Source organism: Brachybacterium endophyticum (assembly GCF_003130585.1).
GTDB lineage: Bacteria > Actinomycetota > Actinomycetes > Actinomycetales > Dermabacteraceae > Brachybacterium > Brachybacterium endophyticum.
In genome coordinates this window covers 959131-984111 of the sequence record NZ_QFKX01000002.1, presented here as the reverse complement: position 1 = coordinate 984111, position 24981 = coordinate 959131, and the positions used below count along the sequence as shown (strand labels likewise).

The 24981-nt window shown below is 69.6% G+C and carries 25 protein-coding genes and 2 tRNA genes; 9 read left to right on the top strand and 18 right to left on the bottom strand.

Annotated elements, in window-relative coordinates; genetic code table 11:
- Positions 1-53 precede the first annotated feature (53 nt).
- The 4 genes from DEO23_RS08790 to DEO23_RS08775 form a co-directional block, all read right to left on the bottom strand.
- A complete protein-coding gene (locus DEO23_RS08790) occupies positions 54-707 on the bottom strand; it encodes a 50S ribosomal protein L25/general stress protein Ctc (RefSeq protein WP_109275569.1) in 654 nt (217 codons plus the stop codon).
- 253 nt (positions 708-960) lie between these two features.
- Positions 961-1941 (bottom strand): ribose-phosphate diphosphokinase, encoded by a 981-nt coding sequence (locus DEO23_RS08785; RefSeq protein WP_109275568.1) that lies wholly within the window; start codon positions 1939-1941, stop codon positions 961-963.
- The gene (glmU, locus tag DEO23_RS08780) at positions 1941-3362 is read right to left on the bottom strand and encodes a bifunctional UDP-N-acetylglucosamine diphosphorylase/glucosamine-1-phosphate N-acetyltransferase GlmU (RefSeq protein ID WP_240613320.1); all 1422 of its coding nucleotides are present in this window, start codon (positions 3360-3362) and stop codon (positions 1941-1943) included. Before glmU ends, DEO23_RS08785 begins: the two co-directional genes overlap by 1 nt.
- Positions 3363-3524: 162 nt before the next feature.
- Positions 3525-3596: transfer RNA gene (locus tag DEO23_RS08775), tRNA-Gln, on the bottom strand.
- 70 nt (positions 3597-3666) lie between these two features.
- On the opposite strand from DEO23_RS08775, the gene DEO23_RS08770 reads away from it, so the two are divergent.
- The 3 genes from DEO23_RS08770 (at position 3667) to DEO23_RS08760 (ending at position 6868) form a co-directional block, all read left to right on the top strand.
- Positions 3667-4314, top strand: coding sequence for a TetR/AcrR family transcriptional regulator (locus tag DEO23_RS08770; protein ID WP_240613306.1), 648 nt, complete (start codon positions 3667-3669; stop codon positions 4312-4314).
- Positions 4315-4353: 39 nt separating this feature from the next.
- The gene (locus DEO23_RS08765; RefSeq protein ID WP_109275566.1) at positions 4354-4863 is read left to right on the top strand and encodes a MarR family winged helix-turn-helix transcriptional regulator; all 510 of its coding nucleotides are present in this window, start codon (positions 4354-4356) and stop codon (positions 4861-4863) included.
- 127 nt (positions 4864-4990) lie between these two features.
- Positions 4991-6868 (top strand): ABC-F family ATP-binding cassette domain-containing protein, encoded by a 1878-nt coding sequence (locus DEO23_RS08760; protein WP_109275565.1) that lies wholly within the window; start codon positions 4991-4993, stop codon positions 6866-6868.
- 87 nt (positions 6869-6955) lie between these two features.
- Here DEO23_RS08760 and DEO23_RS08755 read toward each other — a convergent pair whose 3' ends face one another.
- The 5 genes from DEO23_RS08755 to DEO23_RS08735 all read right to left on the bottom strand — a co-directional run bounded on the left by DEO23_RS08755 (position 6956) and on the right by DEO23_RS08735 (position 11692).
- Positions 6956-7348: an ectoine synthase gene (locus DEO23_RS08755; protein ID WP_109275564.1), complete on the bottom strand. Its 393-nt coding sequence runs from the start codon at positions 7346-7348 to the stop codon at positions 6956-6958.
- A 123-nt stretch (positions 7349-7471) separates the two neighbouring features.
- Positions 7472-8743: a diaminobutyrate--2-oxoglutarate transaminase gene (gene ectB, locus DEO23_RS08750; RefSeq protein ID WP_109275563.1), complete on the bottom strand. Its 1272-nt coding sequence runs from the start codon at positions 8741-8743 to the stop codon at positions 7472-7474.
- A gap of 113 nt (positions 8744-8856) precedes the next feature.
- The gene (gene ectA, locus DEO23_RS08745) at positions 8857-9417 is read right to left on the bottom strand and encodes a diaminobutyrate acetyltransferase (protein ID WP_240613305.1); all 561 of its coding nucleotides are present in this window, start codon (positions 9415-9417) and stop codon (positions 8857-8859) included.
- A gap of 245 nt (positions 9418-9662) precedes the next feature.
- Positions 9663-10628: a 16S rRNA (adenine(1518)-N(6)/adenine(1519)-N(6))-dimethyltransferase RsmA gene (rsmA, locus tag DEO23_RS08740; protein ID WP_109275680.1), complete on the bottom strand. Its 966-nt coding sequence runs from the start codon at positions 10626-10628 to the stop codon at positions 9663-9665.
- 98 nt (positions 10629-10726) lie between these two features.
- Positions 10727-11692 carry a TatD family hydrolase gene (locus DEO23_RS08735; protein WP_165831770.1) on the bottom strand — a complete coding sequence of 322 codons (966 nt, stop codon included), beginning with the start codon at positions 11690-11692 and terminating at the stop codon, positions 10727-10729.
- Between the two features lie 262 nt (positions 11693-11954).
- Between DEO23_RS08735 and rpmF the strand changes: the two genes are divergently transcribed.
- Positions 11955-12125, top strand: coding sequence for a 50S ribosomal protein L32 (rpmF, locus tag DEO23_RS08730; protein ID WP_109275561.1), 171 nt, complete (start codon positions 11955-11957; stop codon positions 12123-12125).
- A 128-nt stretch (positions 12126-12253) separates the two neighbouring features.
- Here rpmF and rsmI read toward each other — a convergent pair whose 3' ends face one another.
- Complete coding sequence (rsmI, locus tag DEO23_RS08725; RefSeq protein WP_109275560.1) at positions 12254-13096, bottom strand: 16S rRNA (cytidine(1402)-2'-O)-methyltransferase; 843 nt, start codon at positions 13094-13096, stop codon at positions 12254-12256.
- 52 nt (positions 13097-13148) lie between these two features.
- Between rsmI and DEO23_RS08720 the strand changes: the two genes are divergently transcribed.
- A complete protein-coding gene (locus DEO23_RS08720) occupies positions 13149-14801 on the top strand; it encodes a dolichyl-phosphate-mannose--protein mannosyltransferase (protein WP_240613304.1) in 1653 nt (550 codons plus the stop codon).
- Between the two features lie 87 nt (positions 14802-14888).
- Here the strand turns inward: DEO23_RS08720 and DEO23_RS08715 are convergent, their stop codons facing one another.
- Together DEO23_RS08715 and DEO23_RS08710 are read right to left on the bottom strand one after the other, a co-directional pair.
- Positions 14889-15374, bottom strand: a complete 486-nt coding sequence (locus tag DEO23_RS08715) for an S-ribosylhomocysteine lyase (RefSeq protein WP_109275559.1) — start codon at positions 15372-15374, stop codon at positions 14889-14891.
- A 96-nt stretch (positions 15375-15470) separates the two neighbouring features.
- A complete protein-coding gene (locus DEO23_RS08710; RefSeq protein ID WP_240613303.1) occupies positions 15471-15917 on the bottom strand; it encodes a type 2 periplasmic-binding domain-containing protein in 447 nt (148 codons plus the stop codon).
- Positions 15918-16306: 389 nt separating this feature from the next.
- Between DEO23_RS08710 and DEO23_RS08705 the strand changes: the two genes are divergently transcribed.
- A complete protein-coding gene (locus DEO23_RS08705; protein ID WP_109275557.1) occupies positions 16307-16588 on the top strand; it encodes a metal-sensitive transcriptional regulator in 282 nt (93 codons plus the stop codon).
- 203 nt (positions 16589-16791) lie between these two features.
- On the opposite strand, the gene DEO23_RS08700 is transcribed toward DEO23_RS08705, so the two are convergent.
- Both DEO23_RS08700 and DEO23_RS08695 read right to left on the bottom strand, forming a co-directional pair.
- On the bottom strand, positions 16792-16974 hold the full coding sequence (locus tag DEO23_RS08700; RefSeq protein WP_109275556.1) for a hypothetical protein: 183 nt from the start codon (positions 16972-16974) through the stop codon (positions 16792-16794).
- Between the two features lie 398 nt (positions 16975-17372).
- Positions 17373-17873 carry a winged helix-turn-helix transcriptional regulator gene (locus DEO23_RS08695; RefSeq protein ID WP_240613302.1) on the bottom strand — a complete coding sequence of 167 codons (501 nt, stop codon included), beginning with the start codon at positions 17871-17873 and terminating at the stop codon, positions 17373-17375.
- Between DEO23_RS08695 and DEO23_RS08690 the strand changes: the two genes are divergently transcribed.
- Both DEO23_RS08690 and DEO23_RS08685 read left to right on the top strand, forming a co-directional pair.
- Positions 17872-18702: an enoyl-CoA hydratase/isomerase family protein gene (locus tag DEO23_RS08690; RefSeq protein ID WP_109275554.1), complete on the top strand. Its 831-nt coding sequence runs from the start codon at positions 17872-17874 to the stop codon at positions 18700-18702. The genes DEO23_RS08695 and DEO23_RS08690 overlap by 2 nt on opposite strands.
- Positions 18703-18946: 244 nt before the next feature.
- Positions 18947-20044, top strand: coding sequence for a fatty acid desaturase family protein (locus tag DEO23_RS08685; protein ID WP_109275553.1), 1098 nt, complete (start codon positions 18947-18949; stop codon positions 20042-20044).
- Between the two features lie 894 nt (positions 20045-20938).
- On the opposite strand, the gene DEO23_RS16515 is transcribed toward DEO23_RS08685, so the two are convergent.
- Positions 20939-21070, bottom strand: coding sequence for a hypothetical protein (locus tag DEO23_RS16515; RefSeq protein WP_276309444.1), 132 nt, complete (start codon positions 21068-21070; stop codon positions 20939-20941).
- A gap of 630 nt (positions 21071-21700) precedes the next feature.
- On the opposite strand from DEO23_RS16515, the gene DEO23_RS15950 reads away from it, so the two are divergent.
- Positions 21701-22132, top strand: coding sequence for a hypothetical protein (locus tag DEO23_RS15950; protein ID WP_133249856.1), 432 nt, complete (start codon positions 21701-21703; stop codon positions 22130-22132).
- An 860-nt stretch (positions 22133-22992) separates the two neighbouring features.
- On the opposite strand, the gene DEO23_RS08675 is transcribed toward DEO23_RS15950, so the two are convergent.
- The 3 genes from DEO23_RS08675 to DEO23_RS08665 all read right to left on the bottom strand — a co-directional run bounded on the left by DEO23_RS08675 (position 22993) and on the right by DEO23_RS08665 (position 24961).
- A tRNA-Ala gene (locus DEO23_RS08675) sits at positions 22993-23065 on the bottom strand.
- A gap of 97 nt (positions 23066-23162) precedes the next feature.
- Positions 23163-24026 (bottom strand): inositol monophosphatase family protein, encoded by an 864-nt coding sequence (locus tag DEO23_RS08670; RefSeq protein WP_240613301.1) that lies wholly within the window; start codon positions 24024-24026, stop codon positions 23163-23165.
- A gap of 29 nt (positions 24027-24055) precedes the next feature.
- Positions 24056-24961: a PRA1 family protein gene (locus tag DEO23_RS08665; protein ID WP_109275551.1), complete on the bottom strand. Its 906-nt coding sequence runs from the start codon at positions 24959-24961 to the stop codon at positions 24056-24058.
- Between the last annotated feature and the right edge of the window lie 20 nt (positions 24962-24981).

Sequence of the window (24981 nt, the reverse complement as noted above, 5' to 3'; positions counted from 1 at the left end):
ACGCCCCGGTGACGAGCTGTGAGCAAGCGATCGCACGCTGCGATCGCGCGGGCTCACTCCTCCTTCTCGGAGTCCTCGTCCGTGCTCTCCTCGGACTCGCCCTCGGCGGACTCCTCGGACTCGCCCTCGGCGCCCTCAGTGCCCTCCTCGAACTCCTCCGGCTCCTCCTCGACGCGGGGCAGCTGCACCGAGACCACGAGGATCTCCGGGTCGGTGACGAGCTCGGCGCCGCCGGGCAGGACGACGTCGCCGGCGAAGAGCTGGTAGCCCTCCTCCTGCTCCTCGACCGTGACCTCGATGCTCTCGGGCACGTGCAGGGCCTCGACCGAGAGGGTGAGGGCCTGCGCGTCGACGACCGCGATCGCCGGGGAGACGGGCTCACCGGTGACGAAGACGGGGATGTCGACCTCGACCTTCTCGCCACGGCGGACGAGGATCAGGTCGAGGTGGGTGATGTTGCGCGAGAGCGGGTGGCGCTGGAGCTCCTTGATCAGGCCCAGGTGGCTCTCGCCGCCGGGCAGGGTCAGCTCGATCAGCGCGTTGGGGTTACGGGCGATCAGCGCGGTCTCGTGGCCGGGCAGCACCATGTGCACCGGCTCCGTGCCGTGGCCGTACAAAACGGCGGGGATCTTGTTCTCCGAGCGGATGCGGCGGGCAGCGCCCTTGCCGAACTCCTCGCGCGTCTCGACGTTCAGCTTCTCAGCCATGGGATTCTCCTTGCGGTCTGCGGGGCGGCGAGCAGCGCCGCGGGAACCGCACCGCCCGTGCGCACGCACGAAGGGTCTCTCCCGCACCGCGTCGATCACGGAGAGCAGAGCTCTCCCTCGCCGAAGTGACCTGGGGAGGTTAGCACGGCCCGGGCCGACGACCGACGGCCCGGCGAGGCACTGTGATGCGCCTCGCCGGGCCGTCGGGAGCGGTCGTCCGGGAGCGTGCGGCGGCAGCTCCCGGGGGCCGGGATCAGACCTCGCCGTCGAACAGGCTGGTGACCGATCCGTCGTCGAAGACCGCGCGGATCGCCCGCGCCAGCAGCGGGGCGATCGAGAGCTGGGTGAGCTCGGGGAACTGCTTCTCCTCGGGCACCGGCAGGGTGTTGGTGCACACGACCTCGAGCACGCCGCTGTTGCGCAGACGCTCGGCCGCCGGGTCCGAGAGGATCGGGTGGGTGGTCGCCACGATCACGTTCTTGGCGCCGTTGGCGGTGAGGGCGTCGACGGCCTGCACGATGGTTCCGGCGGTGTCGATCATGTCGTCCACCAGCACGCAGGTCTTGCCGTCGACCTCACCGATCACGCGCTTGGCGATCGCCTGGTTGGGCTTCTTGGGGTCGCGGGACTTGTGGATGAACGCGAGGTTCACGCCGCCCAGGCGCTTGGCCCACTGCTCGGCGACCCGGATCCGGCCGGCGTCCGGGGAGACGACGGTGAGGTCCTCCTCGCCGTACTTCTCGCTGACGTAGCGCGAGAGGATCGGCAGCGCCATCAGGTGGTCGAGCGGGCTGTTGAAGTACCCCTGGACCTGCGGCGCGTGCAGATCCACGGAGATCATGCGGTCGATGCCCGCGGTCTCGTAGAGGTCTGCCACCAGGCGCGCGGAGATCGGCTCACGGCCGAGGTGCTTCTTGTCCTGGCGCGCATACGGGTACGAGGGGGCGATCGCGGTCACGCGCTTGGCGGAGGCCCGCTTCAGCGCGTCGATCATGATCAGGTGCTCCATCAGCCACTGGTTGATGGGGGCGGGCATGGACTGCAGCACGAAGGCGTCGGCCCCGCGCACGGACTCGCCGTAGCGCACGTAGATCTCGCCGTTGGCGAAGTCCCAGGCGTCCATCGGGAGCACGTCGACCCCGAGCTCCTCGGAGACCTCCTGGGCGAGCACAGGATGAGCCCTCCCCGAGACCAGGACCAGTCGCTTCTCGCCTGTCGCGGTGATACCGCTCATCAGTTCTCCTGTTCCTTCCCGTCCGCGGACGAGCTCCCCGGGGCGTTGTCCCGCTTCGCAGCTGCGCGTGCCGCCTCGTCGGCAGCGGTACCGGCGCGGCGACGCGAGGTCCATCCTTCCACGATCTTCAGGGAGGTGTCGTTGACGGCCAGCGCTCCGGGCGGCACGTCCCCGCGGACCGTGGTGCCGCCCCCGGTCACGGCGCCGTCCCCGATCGTGACAGGGGCGATGATCACGTTGTCGGACCCCACACGCACGTGCTTGCCGACGGAGGTGCGGTGCTTGTCCACCCCGTCGTAGTTGGCGAAGATCGTGGCGGCGCCGATGTTCGTCCCCTCGCCGATCTCCGCATCGCCGACGTAGCTCAGGTGCGGGACCTTCGCGCCCTCGCCGATCTGGACGTTCTTGGTCTCGCAGAAGCCGCCGATCTTCCCGCGCGCGCCGAGGACGGTGCCCGGGCGCAGGTAGGTGAACGGGCCGACGCTCGCGCCGGGGCCGATCTCCGCGAGCAGCGCATGGGTGCGCACCACGCTCGCGCCCTCGTCGACCTCGGTGTCCTCGAGGGTGGTGTCCGGCCCGATGCGGGCCTCCTCGCCGATGCTGGTCGCCCCCAGCAGCTGCACGCCGGGCTGGATGACGGTGTCCTGGCCGATGGAGACCTCGGCGTCGATCCAGGTGGTCGCGGGATCCACGATCGTCACGCCCGCGCGCATGTGCTTCTCGAGCAGGCGGCGACGCATCTCGCCGCCCAGCTGCGCGAGCTGGACGCGGTCGTTGGCACCCTCGACGAGCATGGCGTCGTCGGTGACCAGCGCCCGCACCGCGCCGCCGCCGGAGCGGGCGATCGCGAGCACGTCGGTGAGGTACATCTCGCCCTGCGCGTTGTCGGTGGTCACCTGGGCGAGCGCATCGCGCAGCACCGCCAGGTCGAAGGCGTAGATCCCGGAGTTGACCTCGTCGATCGCCCGCTGGGACTCGTCGGCGTCCTTCTGCTCGACGATGCCCACGACCTCCCCGGTGCTCTCCTCGCGCAGGATCCGCCCGTACCCGGTGGGGTCGGGGACGCGGGCGGTCAGCACGGTGACCGCGCTGGCGGTCGCCTCGTGCTCCGCGACCAGCGCGCCGAGGGTCTCCGAATCCAGCAGGGGGACGTCGCCGTAGGTCACCAGGACGGTGCCGCTATCGGCGCTGACCCGGTCGAGCCCGCACTGGACGGCGCGGCCGGTGCCGGGGACCTCGTCCTGGTCGGCGATCAGGACGTCCGGTGCGTGCTCGGCGAGGTGGTCCACGACCCGCTCGCGCTCGTGACGCACGACGGCGACCAGCTGGGCGGGCGAGGTTCCGCGCGCCGCCTCGAGGGCGTGCAGCACGAGGGAGCGACCGCAGATGGGGTGGAGGACCTTGGGGATCCTCGACTTCATCCGGGTGCCGGCTCCCGCGGCGAGCACGATGACGGCGGCAGGGGCAGGAACGTTCACGTGGTTCTCCTCGGTGCGCTGGCGCAGGGGGCGGATCCGAGCCGCAGCGACAGGTGTCGTGCGTTCCCGGACGGGCCGGACGCCGACGTTCCCGTCGGCGGACCGTTCCGCCATCAGGACTCGAACCTGAAACTTCAGAACCAAAATCTGAGGTGTTGCCGATTACACCATGGCGGATCGTCCCTCATGGACGCACCGGGATCCTATCGGCCGCTGGCCGGCGCAGCAGACGTGGGAGACTCTCCCCATGCCCGCCGCCTCGGAGAAGGTCCCCTCCCGCCCGCGCACCCCGCGGATGAGCGGACGCGAGCGCCGCGAGCAGCTCGTGCAGATCGGCTGCTCCGTGTTCGCCCAGAAGGGCTACGACGCGACCAGCGTCGAGGAGATCGCCGCGCGCGCCCAGGTCTCCAAGCCCATCGTGTACGAGCACTTCGGTGGCAAGGAGGGGCTGTACGCGGTGATCGTGGACCGTGAGACCTCGACCCTGCTCGGGGCGCTCGAGACCGCCCTGGAGGACCATCGCGCGCACCCACGCTCCCTCATGGAGCGGGCGGCGCTGGCCTTCCTGACCTACATCGACGAGCGCGAGGACGGCTTCCGGATCCTGGTGCGGGACTCCCCCGCGACCCACCAGGGCGGCTCCTACTCGACCCTGCTGGGGGACGTGGCCGCGAAGGTCGAGTCGATCCTGACCGCGCAGCTGCGCCTGCGGCGCTACACCGCCGCCGACGCCGCGCTCTACGCCCAGATGCTGGTCGGCATGGTCGCGTTCACCGGCCAGTGGTGGCTGGAGACCCGGATGCCCTCCAAGGAGGAGGTGGCCGCGCGGATGGTGAATCTCTCCTGGTTCGGCCTGGGCGCCCTCGAGAAGGCCCCTCAGCTGCGCGGCCGCTGAGTCCCTCTGGTCCCCCGCCGGATTCCGTACACTCGCCCCATGCCGAGTTCTCCCCTGCGCACCGACGAGGTCGACCGGATCGTCGCCGGCTGGGCGCGGGCCCGGCCGGACCTGGACACCTCGCCCCTCGAGGTCTTCTCCCGCATCTCGCGGCTCGCGCACCATCTGGAGTCGGCGCGTCGGGCGGCCTTCACCGCCACCGGGCTCGAGGGCTGGGAGTTCGACGTGCTGTCGGCCCTGCGTCGCGCGGGAGCGGAGCCGCTGAGCCCGGGTGCTCTGGTCCGTCAGACGCTCGTCACCAGCGGCACCATGTCCACCCGCCTGGACAAGCTCGCCTCCAAGGGCCTGGTGCGCCGCTCCCGCGATCCTCATGACGGGCGCGCCGTGCGTGTGAGCCTCGAGCCTGCTGGCATCGAGAAGGTCGACGCGGCCATGGAGATCCTGCTGGAATCGGAGCGAGAGGTGCTCGGCGGCGGCGATCCGTCCAGCAGCGTCGATCTCGCGCGCACCCTGCGCGATCTGCTGCTGCCCTTCGAGACCGAGCGCTGAGCGGCCTCGTACCTCGCACAGGTGCCGCTCGCCGGCGCCGGCCGGATCATTCCGGTGCTGCGGTCCCGGCCGCGGCCACTCCCCCGTCTTCCCTGCCCATCCCATCGACCACAGGAGTCCGACCCGCATGGCCCATCTGCTGGGAGCCGAGAAGATCCATCTCGCCCTGCCCGACCGCGTGCTCCTGGACGCGGTCTCCCTCGGCATCGACGACGGTGACCGGATCGGCGTGGTGGGACGCAACGGCGACGGCAAGTCGACGCTGCTGCGGATCCTCGCCGGCTCCCAGCAGCCCGACGACGGTCGCGTCACCGTGCGCGGCGGGCTGCGCGTGGGCGCCCTGTCCCAGCAGGACGTCGCCGAGGTCGGGGAGAGCGTGCGCACCCGTGTGGTCGGCGACCGTCCCGCCCACGAGTGGGCCTCGGACCCGAGGATCCGTGACGTGCTCTCGGGCCTGCTCGGCGAGGTCGATCTCGAGGCGGAGCTGACGAGCCTCTCGGGTGGTCAGCTGCGCCGGGTCCATCTGGCCGAGCTGCTGGTGCGCGACGTCGACGTGATGCTGCTCGACGAGCCGACCAACCACCTCGACGTCGAAGGCATCACCTGGCTCGCGGCGCACCTGAAGCGCCGCTGGTCCTCCCGCACCGGCGGACTCGTCGTCGTCACCCACGACCGCTGGTTCCTCGACGAGGTCTGCACGCGGATGTGGGAGGTGCACGACGGCGTCGTCGATCCGTTCGAGGGCGGCTACGCGGCGTACGTGCTGCAGCGGGTCGAGCGCGACCGCCAGGCCGCGGCGATCGAGGCCAAGCGGCAGAACCTGATGCGCAAGGAGCTCGCGTGGCTGCGCCGGGGCGCGCCGGCGCGGACCTCGAAGCCGAAGTTCCGCATCGACGCCGCGAACGAGCTCATCTCCGGCGAGCCGCCGGTGCGCGACACCGTCGAGCTCACCCAGCTGGCAACGTCCCGGCTGGGGCGTGACGTGATCGATCTCGAGGACGTCAGCGCCGGGTACGACGGCCAGACCGTCCTCGAGGACGTCACCCTGCACGTGGGTCCGGCCGACAGGATCGGCGTCCTCGGCCCGAACGGTGCCGGCAAGTCGACCCTGCTGGCCCTGATCACGGGCGACCTCGAGCCGATGAGCGGGCGCATGAAGCGCGGCAGGACGGTCACCGTCCAGCAGGTCACGCAGCAGCTCGAAGGGCTGGCCGGGCACCTCGACGAACGCGTCAGCGACGTCGTCGGCCGCTACCGCACCACCTTCAGAGCCGGCAAGGACGAGGTCTCCCCCGGGCAGCTCCTCGAGCGTCTCGGCTTCACCGCCGCCCACCAGAAGGTCAAGGTCGGCGCGCTCTCGGGCGGGCAGCAGCGCCGGCTGGACCTGCTGCTGACCCTCCTGGACGAGCCGAACGTCCTGGTCCTGGACGAGCCGACGAACGACATGGACACCGACATGCTCGCGGCGATGGAGGACCTGCTGGACACCTGGCCGGGCCCGCTCATGGTGGTCTCCCACGACCGCTACCTGCTCGAGCGCGTCACCGATCTGCAGTACGCGGTGCTCGACGGCGGCGTGCGGCACCTGCCGGGCGGCGTCGAGCAGTACCTGCAGCTGCGGGCGCAGGGCGCGGGGTCCGGGGAGTCCTCGAGCACGACGGCGGCGTCGGGCTTCGGGGCGTCCTCGGCGTCATCCTCGGCGTCGGCCTCGGTCGGCGGGAGCACGGCGGACGGTGCTGCGGCCTCCTCGCCCACCACGGGCTCGTCGGCCGGCCCCGCCCCGACCGGACGCGAGCAGCGGGAGGCGCAGAAGGCACTGGCCGCCGTGGAGCGGAAGATGGACAAGCTCAGCCGGCGCAGCCGCGAGCTCGGCGAGCAGATGACCACCCACGACCCCTCGGACTACGCGGGGCTGCAGGAGCTCGGCGCGCAGCAGCAAGGGGTGGACGCCGAGCTGGCCGAGGCGGAGGAGCGCTGGCTGGAGCTGTCCGAGCAGGTGGGCTGACCCGCTCGAGGTCACGACAGAGCGACGCGGGCCCCTCGCGACCGACCGGAGTCGGCTGCGAGGGGCCCGCGTCGTGGGGCGGTGGACTCAGGCGTCCTCGGTGACCAGCGGGTAGACGCCGTCCTCGTCGTGGATCTCGCGCCCCGTCACCGGCGGGTTGAAGACGCACACGCAGCGGATCTCCTTGCGCACCCGCACCTTGTGCTTGTCGTGCTTGTCGAGCAGGTACAGCGACCCCGGTGCCAGGGGGTGCACCTCACCCGTCGCCATGTCCTCGATCTCCCCCTCGCCGTGGGTGATGAAGACGGCCTCGATGTGGTTGGCGTACCAGAAGTAGCTCTCCGTGCCCTCGTAGAGAGTGGTCTCGTGCACGGAGAAGCCGACGCCCTCCTTCGCCAGGATGATGCGCTTGCTGCGCCAGTTCTCGGACTTGATGTCCGAGTCCGTGTCGGTGACCTCGTCGAGAGTGCGAACGAGCATGTGTGTCCTTCCGTCGTGGATCTGGTGGTGGTCGGCGGGTCCTCGGCTGGATCCCGCGCATGGCGCCCGGGCCCGGCCCGGGCGCGCGCCCCGGCGCGACCGCGCCGGGGCAGGGTCGGTGCCTCAGGCGCTCAGCACCTCGGCGACGGCCTCGTCGATGATGTCGAGGCCGGCCGTGAGCTGGTCGTCGGGGATGGTCAGCGCCGGCAGCAGCTTGATGACCTCGTCCGAGGGGCCGGAGGTCTCGACCAGCAGTCCGCGCTCGAAGGCGAGGGAGGAGACCTTCCCGGCCAGCTCTCCGCTGGGCATCTCGAGACCGCGGGCCAGGCCCCGGCCCTTCACCACGAGCTGATGGTCCTCGAACCGTGCGGCGAGCTGGTTGAAGCGGCTCTCGATGAAAGCGCCCTTGGTGCCCGTCGAGCGCTCGAGCTCGTCGTCGCTCCAGAACAGCTCGATGGCCTTGGTGGCGGTCGCGAAGGCAGGGCCGGGGCCGCGGAAGGTGCCGTTGTGCTCGCCCGGCTCCCAGATGTCGAGCTCGGGCTTGATCAGCGTCAACGCCATCGGCAGGCCGTAGCCGCTGATGGACTTCGAGAGCGTCACCATGTCCGGCTCGATGCCGGCCTCCTCGAAGCTGAAGAAGCCGCCGGTGCGCCCGCAGCCCATCTGGATGTCGTCCAGGATCAACAGGATCTCGTGCTTCTTGCACAGCTCGGAGAGGCCCCGCAGCCATTCGGCACGGGCCGCGTTGATGCCGCCCTCGCCCTGCACGGCCTCGACGATGACGGCGGCGGGCTTGTTCAGACCGCTGCCGGCGTCGGTGAGCAGGCGCTCGAGGTACATGAAGTCCGGGACGACCTGGTCGAAGTAGTCGTCATAGGGCATCGGGGTGGCGTGGACGAGCGGCACACCGGCACCGCCGCGCTTCAGCGAGTTGCCGGTGACCGAGAGGGCGCCGAGCGTCATCCCGTGGAACGCATTGGTGAAGTTCACGATCGACTCGCGTCCGGTCACCTTGCGCGCCAGCTTGAGGGCGGCCTCGACGGCGTTGGCCCCGCCGGGCCCGGGGAAGGCCACGGTGTAGTCCAGGCCGCGCGGCTCGAGGATGCTCGAGCGGAACGTCTCCAGGAACTGACGGCGCACGTCGGTGAACATGTCCAGGCCGTGGACGACACGGTCCTCGAGGATGTGGTCGAGCAGGACCTTCTTCAGCTCGGGGTGGTTGTGCCCGTAGTTCAGGGCGCCGGCGCCGGCGAAGAAGTCGATGTAGTCGCGGCCGTCCTCGGCGGTCAGGGTGCTGCCCTGGGCGCGGGTGAAGCTCACCGGCCAGCTGCGGGAGTAGCTGCGGACCTTTGACTCGAGCTCGGTGGTCTCGAGAGGTGTGGTGGTCGTGGTCATCTGTCTCCTCTTCCTGTCTGAGGTGTGATCGAAGATCTCTGCGGTCCTCGCATGGTCGGGACCGGCTCCGGGCGCGCGGGAGCGCCCGTGAGGACTGAGGGGACGCCGATGCGTCAGTGGGTCGAGCCGAGGTCGCCGATCACGTGGAGGTGCTCGGTCGGATGCCCCTCGTCGGGGAAGTCGGCCTCGGCGAACAGCGGCTGCGTCGAATGGGCAGCCCCGTGGCGCTCGGCGAAGGAGGCGAACAGCCGGTTGGAGGCGGCGTTGTCCGCGGTGATGGTGGTCTCGAGTGTGGTCACGTCCGAGAGGTCGTCCACCAGGGAGTCGAGAAGACGGGCACCGATGCGGCGCCCCCGCGCCACGTCGTCCACGGCGATCTGCCAGACGAACAGGGTCTGCGGCGCGTCCGGACGGCGGTACCCCAGCACGAAGCCGACGACCTCACCGTCCTGCAGGGCGACGCGGGTGGTGGCTGCGAAGTCCCGAGCCATCAGCAGATAGGCGTAGGACGTGTTCAGGTCGAGCGTGCCGCTGTCGCGCGCCACCCGCCACATGGCGGCACCATGATCGGCCGCCGGGGGGAGGATCCGGATCCGGTCGTCGCCGGAGCTCTGCGGGGTCTCGCTGTGATGGTTCGGCTGGTGGTCGATGGAGTTCGTCGTCAGGCCCGTCACGTCGATCGACACTAGCGAGAACGCCGACGGTTCGGGACCTCATGGTCCGCGGAACGGACGATCCTCGGACATTTTCCCGGATCTCGGGGCCGCAGCGCGCCCCAGAGGTCGTCGGACCTCTCCACCCCCCGGTATTCATACTCACCTGGAGGTTCATCGGGTGGTCGCGGCCACATCCGGGCCCGCTGCTCAGGCGTGTGTGATGACCGTCACCGAATCGACGCCGTCGGGGGTCCCCGGGCCGGTCACAGGGCCTCGCGGCCCGGCCCGCGGTCGATCTCCAGGTCCGTCGCGGGCTCGGTCTCGGGGTCCGTCCCGCGCTCCACGGCCCGGGCGATCGCGAGGAACTCGTGGACGGTCAGGGTCTCCCCGCGGCGGGTGGGGTCGATGCCGGCGGCGGCGATGATCCCGCTCGCCCGCTGCGAGGAGCCGGCCCATCCGGCGAGCGCCGCCCGCAGCATCTTGCGGCGCTGGGCGAACGCCGCATCGATCACCCGGAACGTCTCCCTGCGTTCGGTCTCGGTGCCCAGCGGCGTCTGCCGACGCGTCAGCAGCACGAGGGCGGAGTCGACGTTGGGGACGGGCCAGAACACCCGGCGCGAGATCTTGCCCGCCCACTCACGGTCCCCGTACCAGGCAGCCTTCGCGCTCGGCGCTCCGTAGGTCCGCGAGCCCGGCTGGGCGATCAGACGGTCCACGACCTCGGACTGCACCATCACCAGGCAGCGCTCGATGCTCGCGAAGCGCTCGAGCATCGTGAGCAGGATCGGGGTGGCCACGTTGTAGGGAAGATTCGCCACCAGCGCCGTCGGCCGGCCCTCCCGCTCCCGATCGGCCGACGGAGCATCGGCCGCGGCCCTCCGAGCTCGCGGGATCTGCGGCAGCTCGGTGACGGTCAGGGCGTCGGCGTGGACGAGGTGGAGACGGTCCTCGCCGACGCCGCGGGACGCCAGCGTGCGCGGGAGCAGCCCGGCGAGACCGCGGTCGAGCTCGATCGCGACGACGTCGGCCCCGGCCTCGAGGAGCCCGAGCGTGAGGGACCCCAGCCCGGGGCCGACCTCGAGCACCACCTGGCCGTCCTCGACGCCGGCGCGCTCGACGATCGCGCGCACCGTATTGGGGTCCACCACGAAGTTCTGGCCGCGCTGCTTGCTGGGGCTGAGGCCGGCCCCGTCGGCGAGCTCACGGATCTCACGGGCGCTGAGCAGCATCGAGCCGGACTCGGGGATGGCGGAGGGGGTGGAGGCGTCGCCGGTGTCACGGCTCGGCTCGCCGTGGCCGCGACCCTTCTCCTCGGGACGGTTCTCGTTCATGCCGCCGGCCATCCGTAGACCTCGCGGGTGGTGCCCGCGATCGTGGCGCAGGCCGTCTCGAGGTCGGTCCCCGTCACCTCGGCGATCGTGGCCATGGTGTGCGGGATCAGATAGGAGGAGTTCGGCCGGCCGCGATAGGGCACCGGCGTGAGGAAGGGGGCATCCGTCTCGACCATCACGCGTCCGAGGCCGACGTCGGCCATGGCATCGCGCAGGTTCTGCGCGTTCTTGAAGGTCACGTTGCCCGCGAAGGAGAGGTAGAAGCCGCGCGCCACGCACTCGCGGGCGAACTCCACGTCCCCCGAGAAGCAGTGCAGGACGGTGCGCTCCGGGGCGCCGTCCGCGTCGAGCACCTCGAGGACGTCGCCGTGGGCGTCGCGATCATGGATCTGCATCGGCAGACCGGTCTCCTTGGCGAGCGCGATGTGATGACGGAAGGAGTCGATCTGTGCGCTGCGCGCCTGCTCGTCCCCCCGCGAGGTGCGGAACCAGTCCAGTCCCGTCTCCCCCACCACGACCATGCCGGGGCCGCGCACCAGCTGGTCGATCTCGGCGAGAGCCTCGTCCAGCCCGATGAGCTCGGTTCCCTCGTGGTCGTGGCCGCGCGCGTGGAGGGCGGCCTCGTTGGGGTGGACGGCGACCCCTCCGCGCAGGCTCGAGGGGCAGTCCTCGTCGGCCAGCAGCCGCGCCGTCCACAGCGCCGCCTCCCGGTCCGAGCCGATCGTGATCTGAGCGCTGATGCCTGCCGCAGCGGCCTGCTCGACGTGTTCACGGACGCTGAGGCCCTTCTCGCCGTCGGCGAAGTCGAGGTGGCAGTGATTGTCGACCACGGCCACGGGGAGCGGCTCCGGCACGGGTGGCCAGGAGCGGTCGCGTGAGGACCGTCGCGGGTCGAGCTCCTCGCGGTGATGGACCGGGGAGGAGGGGTCGGTCGCGCGGGGGTCGTCGGGTGCGATCGGCATGCCACCATGGTAGGCGGGCGGGGGCATGACTCCGACGGGATCGCTCGCCGGCCGGGCCGTGACGGCAGCTCCCGGAGCCCGGTGGTGCATCTCACCCGCCTGGCCCAGGGATGCCCCCAGGTCCTGTGGCAGAATGGTGGACCGTTGCGTGTCCTTCCGCGCGCCCGGCGACGTCCGCGTCGTCTCAGTCCTCCGGGACGGGCCAGCTCGCAGGGCGGACACCCACGCCGACCATCATCCAGGACCGTCAAGGAGCGTTCCCATGGCAGTGCCCAAGTTCAAGATGTCCCGGGCTCGCACCCACTCGCGTCGCTCGCAGTGGAAGGCCCAGAACCCCGACCTCGTGCAGGTGACGGTCCGCGGCCGCAGCGCCGCCGTCCCGCGCCGTCTGGCGAAGGCCTACCAGCGCGGTCTCATCGAGATCGACGACTGAGCTTCTTCTCAGACCCTGACGAGAGGGCCCCGACCTGATGGTCGGGGCCCTCTCGCATGTCCGGCGTGCGCGGCCGGCGTGTTCGGTCGGCTGCCGAGCGGAGTGCCCCCGCCGCTCAGGCGCACCGCTCAGCCCCGCCGCTTCTGCGCGCCGTCGTAGAGCTCCCGCGCCCCGACGCCCGGGGCCGTGCGGGCGACCTCCTTGGCGGCGTCCTTCATCCGCTCCCCTGCCGCGACCCGGGCGAGCACCTGGTCCACGAGGTCCTCGGGATCGGCGGGAACGGTGTCCGCGCCGGCGACGACGATCGCGATCTCGCCGAGCACCTCGTGGCCGTCGGCCCAGGCCGCGAGCTCGGCGAGCGACCCACGCAGGACCTCCTCATGGGTCTTGGTGAGCTCCCGCGCGAGGACGGCCTGCCGCCCGCCGCCGAACCCCTGGACCATCGCAGCGAGCGCCGCGGCCGTACGGCGGGGCGACTCGAAGAAGACCAGCGTGCGACGGGCGTCGGCCAGGTCCGCGAACAGACGCTCTCGCTGACCGGGGCCGCGAGGGACGAATCCCTCGAAGGAGAAGCGATCGGGTGCGAGACCGGAGACGGCGAGCGCGGTGAGCACCGCCGACGGGCCGGGGAACACCTGCACCGGCAGCCCCTCGTCGGCGGCGGAGCGGACCGCACGGTAGCCGGGGTCGGAGACCACAGGCATGCCCGCATCGGTCACCAGCAGGACCTTCTGCCCCTCCCGCAGGGCCTCGAGCAGCCAGGGCGTGCGTTCGACCTCGTTGTGCTCGTGGTACGAGATGACCTTCCCCGAGAGCTCCACCTCGAGCGACCGCACCAGGCGCTGCAGGCGCCGGGTGTCCTCGGCGGCGATCAGGTCCGCCTCTGCCAGGGCGCGCATCAGACGCACCGAGGCGTCCAGCGGATTGCCGATCGGGGTGGCGGCCAGGACCAGGACTCCGGGAGCGAGCATGGGGACCATCGTAGAGCGCGGACGTGCAGGTCCGATGCCCTAGCATGACCGCGTGCAGGCAACCACCCGGAGCGACGAGGACATCCCGCCCCACAGCCATCTGCGGGACGAGGAGGCCGACGCCGGTCAGGCCGAGCACGATCACCCCGCCGTGCTGCGCGCCCTGCGCACGCGCCTGCACTGCATGGACCTGCCCCGCGGCCTCGGGAGCGTGCGCGCCTGGGCGGGCGTGATCCTGGTGACCGTCCTCGCCCTCGTGCTGCGCGTGTACCACCTGGGGTCCATCCACGACCTGATCTTCGACGAGACCTACTACGTCAAGGACGGCTGGACGCTGATCCACAACGGCGTCGAGATGAACTGGCCGGACAAGCCCGATCCGGCGTTCACCTCCGGGGACGTGAACTCCTACGAGGACAGCGGCGAGTACGTCGTGCATCCGCCGATCGGCAAGTGGGTGATCGGCCTGGGCATGCTCATCCTCGGCGGCGATTCGTCGTGGGGGTGGCGGCTCTCCGTCGCCGTGCTCGGATCGCTGTCGGTGCTGATGTGCACGCTGATCACCCGGCGTCTGTTCCGCTCCACCGGCATCGGCCTGATCGCGGGCCTGCTGCTCGCGGTCGACGGGCTGCACCTGGTCATGTCCCGCACCTCGCTGCTGGACCTGGTGCTGATGTTCTTCGCCCTCGCCGCCTTCGGCGCGCTGCTGATCGATCGCGACCGCTTCCGGGAGAAGCTCGCACGCCACGCCGCGGCAGCCGTCGTGCGTGGGGAGACCCTCCCCCTGCTGGGATACCGCGCGGGCTTCCGTCCCTGGCGGCTGAGCGCAGGGATCCTGCTGGGACTGGCGTGCTCGGTGAAGTGGTCGGGGATCTACTTCCTCGCGATCTTCGGGATCATGACGGTGCTGTGGGACTGGTGGGCCCGACGACGGGTGGGCGAGCGTCGCTGGATGGTCAACGGGCTGTTCCGCGATGCGGTCCCGGCGTTCGTCGCCATGGTCGGCGGCGCGCTGCTGACCTACCTCGTCTCCTGGACGGGCTGGTTCGCCTCCGACAAGGGGTACATGCGGAACTGGGCCGAGGAGAACGGTCATCCCGACGGCAACCCCGTCGTGAACGCCCTGCGCTCATTGCTGCACTACCACTCCGAGGCCTACGACTTCCACATCCATCTGGACTCGCCGCACCCCTACCAGGCCAATCCCCTGGGCTGGTTGCTCCAGATCCGGCCGACGAACTTCTACTACCGCTCCTACGACTACGGGCAGATGGGCTGCCAGGTCGAGAAGTGCGCCTCCCAGGTGTTCAGCGTGGGCAATCCGCTGATCTGGTGGCTGGGTGCGCTCAGCATCGTGGTCGTGATCGTCGTCGGGGTGTGGAAGCGCGACGGCCGCGCGTGGGCGGCCCTGGCCGGCATCGTCGCCGGCTACCTGCCGTGGCTGATGTACTTGGACCGCACGATCTTCACCTTCTACTCGGTGGTCTACGAGCCGTGGCTGATCATGTGCCTCGCCTACGCCCTCGGGCTGCTGGTCGGCCCGCCGGGCGCGGACCGGGAGCGCAAGCTCGCCGGGACGTTGCTGTGCGGAAGCCTGCTCACCCTGATCGTGCTGATCTCGGCATTCTTCTGGCCGATCTGGACGGGACAGGTCATCGACGTGCGGCAGTGGGAATGGCGGATGTGGCTCCCCAGCTGGACCTGAGCGCCCAGGATCGTGCGATGCCGCCGATCCGCGCGAGGGCGAGCCGATGGGCCGGGGCCACTCGGGCCCCGACCCGCTGCACCCGGCTCAGGCGCTCTCGGCGTCGTCGCCCACGTCCTCCCATTCCTCACGGCGCGCCAGGAACGCCTGCGCGGCGTCCTTCGCTCCGGTGAGGGTGTGGTGGGCACCCCAGCCGCACTGGACCTCGTTGGCCGCGGGGACCTCCTCGGCCTGCAGCAGGTCGTGCAGGGTCGCCTCGAGGACCGGGGCGAAGTCGGCGACCTCGTGCTCCCCGGCGAGCAGGGCGTAGAACCCGGTGCGGCAGCCCATCGGGGAGACGTCGATGACGTCGTCGGTGTGGTTGCGCATGTGCTCGGCCATCAGGTGCTCGAGAGAGTGGACGACCTCGGAGTCCAGGTGTGCCACATTGGGCTGGGCGAAGCGGACGTCGAACTTGGTCAGGACGTCGCCGTGGGGAAGGGTCTTGCGGTCGGCAATGCGCAGGTAGGGGGCGCGCACGGCGCGGTGATCGAGATTGAAGCTCTCGACGTTCATGCGGGGTGACTCGGTCACGGCTCGGCTCCTCGGTTCTCGGGATCGTCGCCTCGAGCCTATCGCCGCCCGCGCGGGCCGACGACGACGCGTTCACACAGCGCCGATGCCCTTGACCTACCGGGAAGAGCGGGGCGTGCGTCCGCGCACGGTGGCCACGAAGTCCTGGCGCACGTCGTCGTCCTCGCTCGTCGGCCAGGCCAGCGCGATGTGGGTCGACTCGGCGTCGGTGATCTCCCGGTGGACGACGTCCTTGCGGTGGTGAAGGCGCGCGAGGGACAGCGGCAGCCTCGCGTGCCCCACGCCGCTGGCGACCACGGCGATGCGGTCGGCCGCGTCGTCGTCGTGCTCGGGGGCGATCTCGGGATCCTCGGCGAGGTCGGCGAGGGTGAGTTCCTCGTGCAGGGAGAGCACGTTCTCGGTGCCGACGACGGCCGTGGGACGCTCCTCCCACAGGTTCACCAGGTGCAGCTCGGGAAGCTCCGGCGAGGTCAGCGGCAGACGCACGAAGCACATGTCGACCTCTCGCTCGGCGAGCACGGCGCTCTGTCGCGAGAGCGGCACGGGGATCAGCTCGAGGCGTGCGGCACGGCCCCCGCTCCTCCAGCGTCGCCCGAAGCGATCGGGCTCGACCCCCGGTACGAAGCCGACCCGCAGCACGGGCAGTTCGGCGGGCGAAGCGTCCGAGCGAGACGATCGTGACGAGGAGGGCGAACGGGAGGGGCGGGCCTCGGAACGGTCGCTCCAGCCGGTACCGCGGCCGGAGGGTCGTGCCGGACGGCCGGAGCCTGCAGCAGCGGAGCGGGACCGACGATTCATGGCCTCACCCTACGGCGCACGGTGCGCCCGGCGGTGCCGTTCCGTTCGGCGCGCAGCAGGCACCGCTGCTGGGCGGATCGTTGCCGGGCATACCGGGGAGGGGTATCGTGACGGGCCGGATCAGGAGGTGTCGAATGCACGGGTACAGCGACGACAAGGCCAAGCTCGAACGTCGGATGAAGCGCATCGAGGGCCAGGTGCGAGGTATCGCGAAGATGATCGAGGACGAGCGCTACTGCATCGACGTCCTCACGCAGATCTCCGCCGTGAACAGCGCCCTGGAGAACGTCGCGCTCGAGCTCCTCGACGACCACCTCGGGCATTGCGTAGCCGACGCCGTCAAGGGCGGCGGCTCGAACGCCGACGAGAAGATCGAGGAGGCCACGCAGGCGATCCGTCGCCTCGTGCGTTCCTGAGGATCTGCGAGGCTCGGCGCGCGGCGGGCGCGCCGCACGAGCGATCAGGATCAGAGGAGCACCAGCACCCTGAGAGCGTTCCACTGACGACGAGGAAGCCCTCCCACCCGGCAGGTGGGAGGGCTACCTCGTCTTTCAGCACCGTTCCCCCGACGCGTCCGACGCTCTCCACGAAGGTCAGCGCACGGACCGCGACGGACCCCTCAGGCCTGTGCTGCAGTATCGGCCAGTGAGGTGTCGCCGCCTACGCTGCGGGCCGGTTGCTCCGGCCGGGCGTTCTCGGCGACATCGAGCAGATGGTCGAGGTCGTCAGGACTGATCGGCGCCTTCTCCCCGTCGGCCCTGCAATCCGCCGCGAGCCTGCGCAGCTGTGCGTACGTGGACATCTCGCACCCCCTTGTTCTCCGTTCGTTAGCTCCACATAATCGCTCTTTTCCGACCGTTTCGTGGCCGTTCGCCCGAAAATGCCTGAAGGTCACAGAACGGGCGTTCCGAGCGAGGCGATGAGGTCACCGGCAGCACATCGAGAGCCGGCGAGGAACGGGGCCGCATGCCGCGCGACCGAGCCGTGGCAGCGCGAGGGCGCTCCGCCGACGGAGGGTCCAGACCTGCCCCACCCCCGATCGCACGACGTGTCGTGCGATCGGGGCGACTCCTCTGTGGAGCATGCGGGCTCGACCCCCATCGAGCCGCACGAGAGAAACGATAGATCATCTACCTATGCATTCGTAATCGTGGTGGCGGCGACCACAGTTCGCCCGAGGTCGATGCCCTCCGCACGTGTTCACCCCGCGGATCGCGCGTCGTAGTCGCCCTGGGCCTCGCGGACGATATCGGCGTGCGCGATCGTCCAGTCATACAGCTCCCCGAAGGGTTCGACCAGGGACTCACCGAGTGGCGTGAGTGCGTATTCGACGCCGATCGGCGAGGTCGGGATGACCCTCCGCGTGATCATCCCGTTGCGCTCCAGGCGCCGGAGCGTCTGGGTGAGGACCCGCTGGGTCACCCCGGACAGTCGGCGCTTGATCTCGTTGAAGCGCGTCGGCTGCTGGAGAACGGAGAGCGCCATCATCGACCACTTGTCAGCGATCTGATCCAGGATCGGCCGGCTCGGGCAATCCGCCGCGAAGAGCACGCCGTCGCCGCCATGAGCGGCATAGGGGCTGGTATCCGTCATGTGCCTTAGGACCTCCGAAGTGCGTTCTTGACGACGCCCGTGGGAGAGCGCAGGTTGGGTATTCATCGCAAACCTACATGCCTGACGAATACCCGAAGGGGCGTCCATGCAGCAGTCCTACTCAACCCTGCATCTCACCGTCACGGACGGCGTCGCGGAGATCGTGCTCGACAACCCGCCCGTCAACGTCATCAGCGCGATGCTGATGACGGACCTCGGCAGCGCTCTGGGAGATCTTCGGGAGGACCACTCGACCAAGGTCATCGTGTTCTCCTCGGCGAATCCGGACTTCTTCCTCGCCCACGTGGACATGCACATCCTCGACGACGAAGACCTCCTCACCGAGATCGCGGACGCCGCCCCCGAGGGCGTGAACGTCTTCCAGTCCGTCGGAGAGCTGCTCCGCAACCAACCGCAGCCGGTCATCGTGAAGCTCGCGGGCACGGCACGGGGCGGCGGTGCCGAGTTCGTAGCGGCTGCCGACATCGTGGTCGCCGCCACCGAAACCGCACGGCTCGGCCAGATCGAGAGCCTCATGGGGATCGTCCCCTCCGGCGGAGGAACCCAGTATCTCCGCGAGCGCGTCGGCCGCAACCGGGCCATGGAGATCGTCCTCACCGGCGACCTCTACGATGCCTCGACGGCTGCCGCCTACGGATGGGTCGACCGAGCAGTCCCTGCGGCCGAACTCGACGAGCACGTGGCACGCGTCGCACGCAACATCGCCGACCTCACGGACGGCGTCGCGCTCCGGACGAAGGAGATCTTCTCGCCCGCGCGACCTCTCGATGGCTACCGGCGCGAGCAGGCCGCATGGTCCCGCTTGGTCGCCGACCCGGCCGCGCTCGCGCTCATGAGCCGCGCCCTGGAGTCGGGTGCACAGACGCCCGAGGGCGAATCGGACCTGGAACACCTCATGCGATCCGCGGCGCGATGAGATTCGCGAGCGCCGGGTGTCATCGAGAAGGCGCTGCGTCTCGAGCCGGTCTCGAGCCGGGCGACATCTTCGAGCTCGAAGTGCCCAGCGACGTTCTGGGTGTCCTGGCACGCGCGCCCGACGCGCACCCCTTTCCTGGCGCTGCACAGGTCGAGCGCAGGGAGAGCCTGTACCGTCGGACACGTCGAGGAGCTCCTCGACGAACTCGGCGTTGGTTCACGCGCCACTGCGAAGGTAGGCCGCCATGGTCACTCGCCCACTCGAGCAGAGCTCGACCCTCTCCCCGAAGCACTTGGATGCAGAGTCCTTCCCGCCGCAGCTGCGGGCGTTCATGGAGGTCTCCAAGGACATCAAAGCCGCTGGACTTCTCGATCGGGCACGCTGGTACTACGTGCTGATCGGGGCGGCCATCTTCGCTCTGCTCGCCGCGTGCGTCACCGCGTTCATCGCCCTCGGAAGCAGCTGGTTCCAGCTCATCGTCGCCGGAGCCCTGGGCATCGCCTTCACGCAGATCGCGTTCATCGGACACGAGGCCGGGCACCGCCAGGTCCTGGCGGGCGGTAAGGCCAACACGCATCTCGCTCGAATGCTCTCGGGCATCGTGGGCCTCAGCTACACCTGGTGGGACTCCAAGCACTCGCGCCACCACGCCAACCCGAACAAGGTCGACAAGGACCCCGATGTCGCCGTCGACACGATCTCCTTCCTCTCCGAAGACGCCGCCAGAGCCCGTGGGCTCCGACGATGGATCACCCGTCGCCAGGGATGGCTCTTCTTCCCGCTCCTCACACTCGAAGGGCTGAACCTCCACCTCCACAGCTTCAAGCACCTTCTGCTGACCCCGAACCTGAAGCACCGACCCTCCGAACTCGCCCTCCTCACGGCACGCTTCGTGGTTGTCGCAGCGCCCGTGTTCCTGCTGCTACCCCTTGGCATGGCATTCGCGTTCCTGGGTGTGCAGTTCGCCGTCTTCGGTGTCTACATGGGTGCGTCCTTCGCACCCAACCACAAGGGCATGCCGGTCATCGCTCGCGGAGCACGCCTGGACTTCTTCTCCAAACAGGTCCGCACCTCGAGGAATATTCAGGGCGGATGGTGGGCGACCGCGCTGCTCGGCGGCTTGAACTACCAGGTGGAGCACCACCTGTTCCCCTCCATGCCGCGGGTTCACCTGTCGAAGGCCCGCGAGATCGTGCGTTCCAAGTGCGCGAGCCTGGACGTCCCCTACACCGAGGTTCCGCTCCATCGCTCGTACATGATCGTCGTGCGTTATCTCAACGACGTGGGCCTCGCCGCCCGCGATCCCTTCGAATGCCCGGTGCTCGCCCAATACCGGTCCTGAGGCCCGGCGCCACGAGCTCCCATTGCCGTGCGACGCTCTCACCGCAGCGCAACGCCCCCTCGGACGAGGGCAGGGCGTTCACGTGCTGCAGCGCTGCGGGTCTCATGGGCCACTCGTCGTCACTCCGAAGTCGCCGCGATGAACCATTCCCACGATCTCCATGACCAGCGCATCATTCGGGACGACAGCGGTTCCCCGACCCAGAATGAGCCGCGATCTCACACGACGCTCGAGGAACGGATCCGCGGGATCCATCCGACTCAGATCGCGATGGAGCAGGCCTGCACTCGTCGGGAACTCGCCCCGAAGCTCTTGGAGGAGCGTGACAGCCCTGTGCGTCATCTTTGCAGTCATCTGGTGAGGCTAAGCCCTCGTCATGTACGCACCCTGGCACTCGTACTCACCGTTGCGGACCCGACGCCTGCCGCATCCCGCACTCCGATCCGAGGGGTGGCGTTACGTCGAGATGCCACGGCATCAATTCCACGCGCAGCCCGCAGATCCTCGCCAGAATCCGACCCGGACCGATAGGACGATCTGCTCGATACGATCCGCAGCCGCGTGATGGTCGACCTCTCCCATGCCGTCTCCCGTCCGCCTGGATCAGGGGGCTCCTCGCCCCGGCGCATCCTCAGATGCTCGCGCGCCGCGCACGTTGCTCAGAGTACGGATGCATCTGCTGCCAGGTCCTCGTGCGCACCTCGCACCCCCGATACCTGCCCCGCTCCCGCCCGCTCGACATGCGAGCAGCGTTCGCCCTCGGGCGTTCTCGTGGGAATTCCACCAATCGCTTTCAGCACCATTCGGCTGAGCGTCACGTGCCAGCGCGCCATTCCCTTCCGCGAACTGCTGGGCCAATCGTCACAGCGCGTTCCGCAGAGGCTCGGTGAGTCGTCACGATGGCGGCCCGAGCTCGAACGCCCCCATGCCTGGCCGACCGAACAGCTCGGGGCGTTCGCTGCCGTTGCCGCCGTAGGTGATCGCGAACGCCTGCGACGTGATGTCGCTGTTCCGCTTCGGGAACATCCCGTTCAGGTAACGCGGGGCGTTCGCGTAGCTGGCCTGGAGCCGACGTCTCTCGGCCTCTCATCCGATGTCGCGAAAGGACCAGGACCGCTCCCTGTCGAGCACATGGAGGTAGCTACCGAGTAGCTGCCGAGTCTCGACAAGCGGTTGCTGTCGTCGCAGGGACACGTGCGCAGCACGCGACCCCGCGTACGGAGCGCCACCGGTGTCGTCGTCATCGCAAGCGTCGCCATCGCCTCCCGCGATGCCTACACCTTCCTCGTGCTCGCCCTGACAACGGGCCTCGCCCCTGAACACGGAGGGCACCGGGGAAGCCGCCTGAGCCGAGAGAGCGATCGGCAAGGACGCGATGCCTGAGGACTCCCGTGCCCCCGGTCACACCCAGAGTGCGACCGGGGGCTCCCCTAGGGGCCGGGCGCGGACTCGACCCCCATCGAGCCGCGCGGCGTAAGACGATAGGCAAACTACCTATCGGTTGCTAACTGAGGTGACCTCGGCCACTCGGCGTCAGCTCGAGATCACCGCCGCTGTATGCACGAACCCGTCGACTCGATCCCTCCCGCAGGGGCTCGGCGGTAGGGAAGAGAGGGAACTCGCTCAACGTTCCCGAGTCGCGCTACGGTGCTGGCCGTGCGAGCAGTCCTCAATGCCTTGGTCATCCTCTTCGCTGCCGGAGTGCTGGCGATGATCGGGATTCTGGCAATGGGGCAACAGCGGGCGGACGATCATTCCAAGCCCGTCGAAGTGCAGGCGACTGTCACACGCGCAACGTCGCGTCCGACGGGCTCACGGGGTAGCACTCCAGTGGTCTTCTTCCGTGCCGGTGACGGGCGTAGCGGGCACGTCGAAGGGCGGCATGCCGCAGTGGGAGATCGGATCACCGTCTACCGCCACGGCTCAGGCTCCTACTACTGGGCCCCGCAGACGGACTGGTTCTCGCGCAGCGTTCCCTGGGCTCTCTTGGCACTCAGCATGTTCGCCGTCCTGCTCGCCATCAACGAAGCCCGCAAAGGGATCCGTGGTGCAAGCACCCCGTCCCCTCCTCAACTCAAGGGCCAGTAGCCCCAGAAACCTGGCTAACCCCAGGCGCTGCAGTAACGTTCGTGAACGCGTTCTCGCAGGAGTTCGGCCCGAACTAACCCGCTCGAGCGCTAGGTTGGCCGACACGATGGGAGCCACAATGCGTGTAGAGGTGGATGGGCAGGAGTTCGAAGTCGAGAAGGGCCAAGGCGGCAGCTATCACTATTCGGCACTGTGCGGGCCCCATCCAAGCTCGGGATTCGCTGTCGGCCGGCCGGGCCCAGAGCCGTTCAGTCATCGCGAGCACGTCGAGCTGATCACCGACTGGCTTCGGGAGATCGACCCTTGCACCGGGTACTTTCCTGAGGATTCGTGAACTCCCCCGACGTCGACGGCCCCAACTCCCGCTGAAGTCCGGACGCGTCACCGCGCCGAGTGGCTAGAGCTTCGCCAAGTCACGACGATTTCGTTCGGCCTCCGACGTTCGACGGCATCTCCTACGTCGATCCCTACGATTACGTCGAGATGCACGACGTGCAGTGCGACGACATCCACGAAGTGCTGGACTGGGCCGAAGCGTTCCTCGCCACTTCTGAGCTGACCCCGGGGACCAGATACTTCGTTGCCATCAGGAGCCGGCACGCTGCCGATACCGACGGCGACAGGTCGGGGGTCAGCCTGACATGGATCACGCCGCCACCAGAGACAGCGTTCCAGTCACCGCATCCGGCCCCACGGGTGAGGTCGATGAGGCTGTACCGGTACGGACAGCATGGACTAGGCGTCCGAAGATAACTGCGCCGCAAGGTATCTCTCGAGCTCAGCTCGCATTACACGCACTCAGGTTCATCGAAACGAGAAAGACCCCTCACCGTCCAGGTGAGGGGCCTTCTGTACTTCCGTGGAGCTTAGGGGAATCGAACCCCTGACCTTTTCATTGCGAACGAAACGCTCTACCAACTGAGCTAAAGCCCCGCGCCGCCTGAGCGACCAGTCAAGCCTAGCATCGCGAACGCGGTGCTCACGACCGCTCCCGGCCCCCTTGACGAGGATCACAGCGCGGGCATCGCCCTCAGCCTTCGCGGGCGGCCTGGACCTCGTCCATGAGCTGATCGAGGACCCCCAGCCTCTCGGGTCCCGTGCACGCGACGTAGGCGGGCTGCTCCTGGACGGGGCGGTCCTGTCCCGAGGTGCCGGGCCAGGTGCGCAGGCTGCCGCCCGCACGCTGGACCAGGTGGAAGCCCGCCGCCACGTCCCAGGCGTTGATCGAGGGCAGCATCGTCGCATCGGCCCGGCCGGCGGCCACGTAGGCCAGCTCGATCGCGGCCGAGCCGAGGTTGCGCACGGCGGAGACGCCGTCGGCCAGACGCCGCGCGTGCCCGGCAGCGACCTCGGGCAGCTCGCGATGGGCACGATAGCCCGGGTAGCTGGTGAGCACGAGGGCGTCCCTGGCGTCGAGGGTGCGACGCGGCTCGACCTCCGCGCCGTTGATGCGCAGGGGCCCGTCGGCCGCGGAGAAGACCTCGCCGAGGATCGGGGCGTCGATCACGCCGGCGACCAGCTCGCCGTCGATCGCAGCGCCGATCGAGACGCAGAACAACGGCAGACCGGCGGCGAAGTTGCTGGTGCCGTCGATCGGGTCGACGTAGAAGGTCACCTCACCGTCGATGCGTGCGATCTCGTCGTGCGCGCCGGTGTTCTCGCCGACGGGCCGGCGCTCGCCGCCCTCCTCGCCCACGATCCGCGCTCCGGGCACCCGGCGCGCGAGCTCACGGACGATGATCTCCTCGCACGCGCGGTCGTGAGCGGTGACGATGTCATGGCTGTCGTTCTTGTACTCGCGCTGCAGGGCACTGCGGTCGAGGCCCCGCACGTAGTCGGCGGCGAGGCCTGCGGCGGCCTCGGCAGCTTCAAGGATCTGCTCTGCTGCGGTCACTCGGTCTCCTGTGGTCGGCGTGAGAATTCTCAGGCGCGGCGGCGGGCGAGGATCTCGTTCAGTCCGAGCTCGTCGGCCTTCGGCGCCTCGGGGTCCTCGCGCAGCGCCTCGTCGGCGACGTCCACGGTCTCGACCTCGAGGGCCACCTGCTGCGGAGCCACCGCGTGACGGTGGGCCGCGTGACGCGTCGCGAGGTCCTCGACGTCCCCGCGCATCGTGTAGGTGGGCCTGGGGACGGGGCGCGGCACCCATTCGCCCGGGGCCGCCATGGAGGCGCTCGCGGACTCGATCTGCTCACCGAGCTCCCCGGAACCGTCCTCACCGGAGGTCGCCGTGGCGAGGACCTTCGTGTCCTCGCCCGCAGCGTCGGCGCGGTGCGCCGGATCCGCAGGCTTCGCGCCAGCCCGCTCCGTCTCCTGCGGGGCGTCCTCACCGCGACGCAGCTCGCTCGCGCGGCGCAGCCGGGCACGGCGGTCGAGCTCGGCGCGGCGCAGGCCGATGATGTATCCGGCCAGCAGCACCACCGGCAGCAGCACGCTCCACACCGGCAGGATCGAGGACCCGGCGAGCACGGCCACACCGATGGTGAGGACGATCAGCCCGAGAAGGACTGCCCTCAGCGTGCGACGCTGTCGGCCGGCCTCGACGAAGGGGTCGACACGGGTGCCGGGATCCGTGTCGAATCGGGGCCGCGCGGTCGGATCGGCAGGCCTCAGCAGCAGGCGTTCATCGGACATGGCGTGCACCTCACGGGCTCTGGGACGGGTGTGGGCTGCCTCGGAGAGGTCCCGCGCGGTGCGGGAATCGCGGGAGCGCACGGCGTCGCGCGCTCTCGAGACCAGTTCCCTGCGCTCGGCGCTGCGCGGGACGGCATAGCCGACCCAGACGAGCAGCAGGAGCGCGAAAAGGACTGCTCCGAGGTTGAAGGTCTCCACCCGCCCAACCCTAATGACAC